General features: G+C 34.2%; 1 protein-coding gene. It reads left to right on the top strand.

Annotation, left to right across the window (positions count from 1 at the left end; genetic code table 11):
* Positions 1 to 112: 112 nt before the first annotated feature.
* Entirely contained in the window at positions 113 to 2,806 is a 2,694-nt protein-coding gene (mgtA, locus tag AC1DJR_RS23605; RefSeq protein WP_477003639.1) for a magnesium-translocating P-type ATPase, read from the top strand.
* Positions 2,807 to 3,112: the final 306 nt, after the last annotated feature.

The raw sequence follows: 3,112 nt of genomic DNA, 5'->3' as shown, positions 1-3,112 counted from the left end.
CCGTTGGGCTACGCCCTTCACACGCTTGAGGAAGGAGAATTCTTTCGGGGAATTCGTTAAAATTATATTTTGAAAAAACAGGGGGATTTTATTTAATGGGTAGGAGGTTAAGTTGTTGCGATCTAATAAAAAAAAATCTTTTTATAATCAGGAAGTACTAGGAAAAAATTATAAAATGCTAAGTGAAATTGCAAAAAGTGATGTTGAGTCGACGTTAGCTTTTTTTAAAACATCGTCTCATGGACTTTCTCAGGAAGAAGCTACTAAGCGGCTTGAAGTATATGGGGAAAATAAAGTGATTTATCAAAAAAGAATAAAATGGTATATAACATTATTTAATTCTTTTAGAAGTCCGTTTATTTCTCTTCTAATAATATTAGGGATGTTATCTTTTCTTACTAATGATATAAAGGGTACTATTATTGTAGGGATTATGGTGGCTGTAAGTGTGTTAATTCGGTTCATACAAGAAATTCGTTCTCAGAAGTCTATAGAAAAATTAAAAAATCTTGTATATGAAAAGGTAACTGTTCTGAGGGGGGGAGATGTTTTATATAAGGAAAATAAGAGGGCGGTATTAGAAGAAAGTGGAAAGGTACAAGTTGCTCTTGAGAATCTTGTACCAGGGGATATTATAGAATTATCTGCCGGGAATATTGTACCTGCAGATGTACGAATCATCTCATCGGAAAATTTACTTGTAAATCAATCATCACTAACAGGGGAAGCATTACCCATTGTTAAAACAAATCAGTATTTCCATATGTACAAAAAACGTAAAATTAGAAAAATCCAAAATTTGATCGAATTGGAAAATCTCTGTTTTATGGGAACTCATATTATAAGTGGTACCGCAAAAGCAATAGTTGTGGGTACTGGAACAGATACTTACTTTGGTTCAATAGCAAAGAATCAATTTAAACTGAACAAGAWATCTGATTCTAGATTCGATAAAGGGGTAAGCAAAGTTAGTTGGCTATTAATCAAATTTATGATTATCATGACACCTATTGTTATGATGATACATGGAGTTATAAATGGGAATTGGTATGAGGCATTTTTATTCGCTTTAGCTGTAGCGATTGGACTTACTCCAGAGATGCTTCCAATGATTGTAACCGCTAATTTGGCTAAAGGTTCTATTAATATGAGTAAAAAGAAGGTACTTGTAAAACAACTATCTTCTATCCATAATCTCGGAGCTATGGATATTCTCTGTACCGACAAGACAGGCACGTTGACAGAAGATAAAATGGACCTGGTACGTCATACAGATACAAATGGAGAAAAGTCGGATAAGGTTTTGAAATTAGCGTATTTAAATAGTTACTTTCATACAGCATATAAAAATGAAATTGATCTATCGGTTATGCGTTATGTAAGAGATTGTAGTGAATATGATATATCTCAATACTCAAAAATAGATGAATGCCCATTTGATTTTAATCGAAGACGAGTTTCAGTTGTTGTAGAAACAAATGCTAACGAACGAATAATGCTATGTAAAGGTGCTGTTAGAGAAGTTATATCAATTTGTAGTTATATAAAAGAAAATAATAAGATAATTCCTATTACAGATGAAATCCAACGTAAAAATAAACACTTAATTGAACTCTGGCAGGAACGTGGGATGCGAGCTGTTGCAGTTGCATATAAGCAGTTAAAGAGTGATAAAGTGGGGAGTTACTCTATTAATGATGAATCAGATATGATACTTGTTGGATATGTTGGTTTTTCAAATCCACCCAAACAATCGGCTATGGCTGCACTTCATACTCTACAAAAGAAAGGGGTACAAGTGAAAATTTTAACTGGTGATAATGAGTCCGTGACAAGAAATGTATGTAGGAAAATGGGCTTGTATATAGGAGAACCAGTACTGGGTTATGAAATAGATAGTCTTCCTGATAAAGCATTAGTAAAACTTGCAAGTAAAACAAGTGTGTTCGCAAAACTAAATCCTAGTCAAAAATTTCGTATTATTAAGGCACTTCAAATGAATGGCCATACAGTTGGATTTATGGGGGATGGAATTAACGATGTGTTTGCTTTAAAACAGTCTGACGTTGGTGTATCTATCCATACAGCAGATGATATCGTTAAAGAGTGTTCAGATATTATACTTATAGAAAAGAATTTACATGTATTAGAAGATGCTATTGTGGAAGGGCGGACAACGTTTGGAAATATACTGAAGTATATTAAGATGACAGCAAGTTCAAATTTTGGAAATGTATTAAGTTTATTAATTGCTAGCGCATTTCTTCCTTTTCTTCCAATGTTACCAATTCAAATATTATGTCAAAACTTACTATATAATCTATCCCAACTTTCAATTCCATGGGATAAAGTAGACAATGAATTTTTAGTGAAACCAAGAAGTTGGGATACAAAAGATTTATTTCGTTTTATCATTTTTATTGGGCCGGTAAGTAGTGTTTTTGATATAATCATTTTTATTGTAATGTGGAATATATTTGGTGCAAATATTCTTGAAATGCAATCCTTATTTCAAACGGGTTGGTTCGTAGTAGGGTTACTAACACAATTATTAATTGTGCATATGATTCGTACTCAACATATTCCTTTTCTACAAAGTACGGCTGCTAGACCTGTTTTGATACTTACAGGTTTAGTTATGATTATAGGGATTTCCCTTCCATTTACCAGGTTAAGTACCCAAATTGACTTAACTCCACTTCCGTTGAATTATTTCCCGTGGTTATTTGGAATTTTAACAATATATGCTCTAGTTACTGAAATTATAAAGAGAATATACATCAGGAAGTTTAATCGATGGCTGTGAACTACTCGCCACTTAGCAAAGCTTGAAGTGGGAGCTTCTCAGTTCCACGATGAAAGCAACCTTTCGTCTCCCTGAGCGTTACTTCGGGGTGTTCCATCCCTAGATGTCCAACGCTTGGACGCTCTTTTGGTACGGTTGATCGAATGGCTTGGTTTTCGCACTCAATTTTCTTCCTGCAACCTCATATATCAAGTTATCAAAGAACTTCATATAGCTAGTTTATCAAAAGCTTTTGGCTATGCTAAACCGAAATTCATCTCCCACCTACCGTTGGGCTACGCCCTTCACACGCTTGAGGAAGGAGAA

This window comes from Bacillus sp. 05T31, assembly GCF_056396725.1.
The sequence above is the reverse complement of the archived record's forward strand: the minus strand, read 5'-3'. Positions and strand labels throughout refer to the sequence as shown.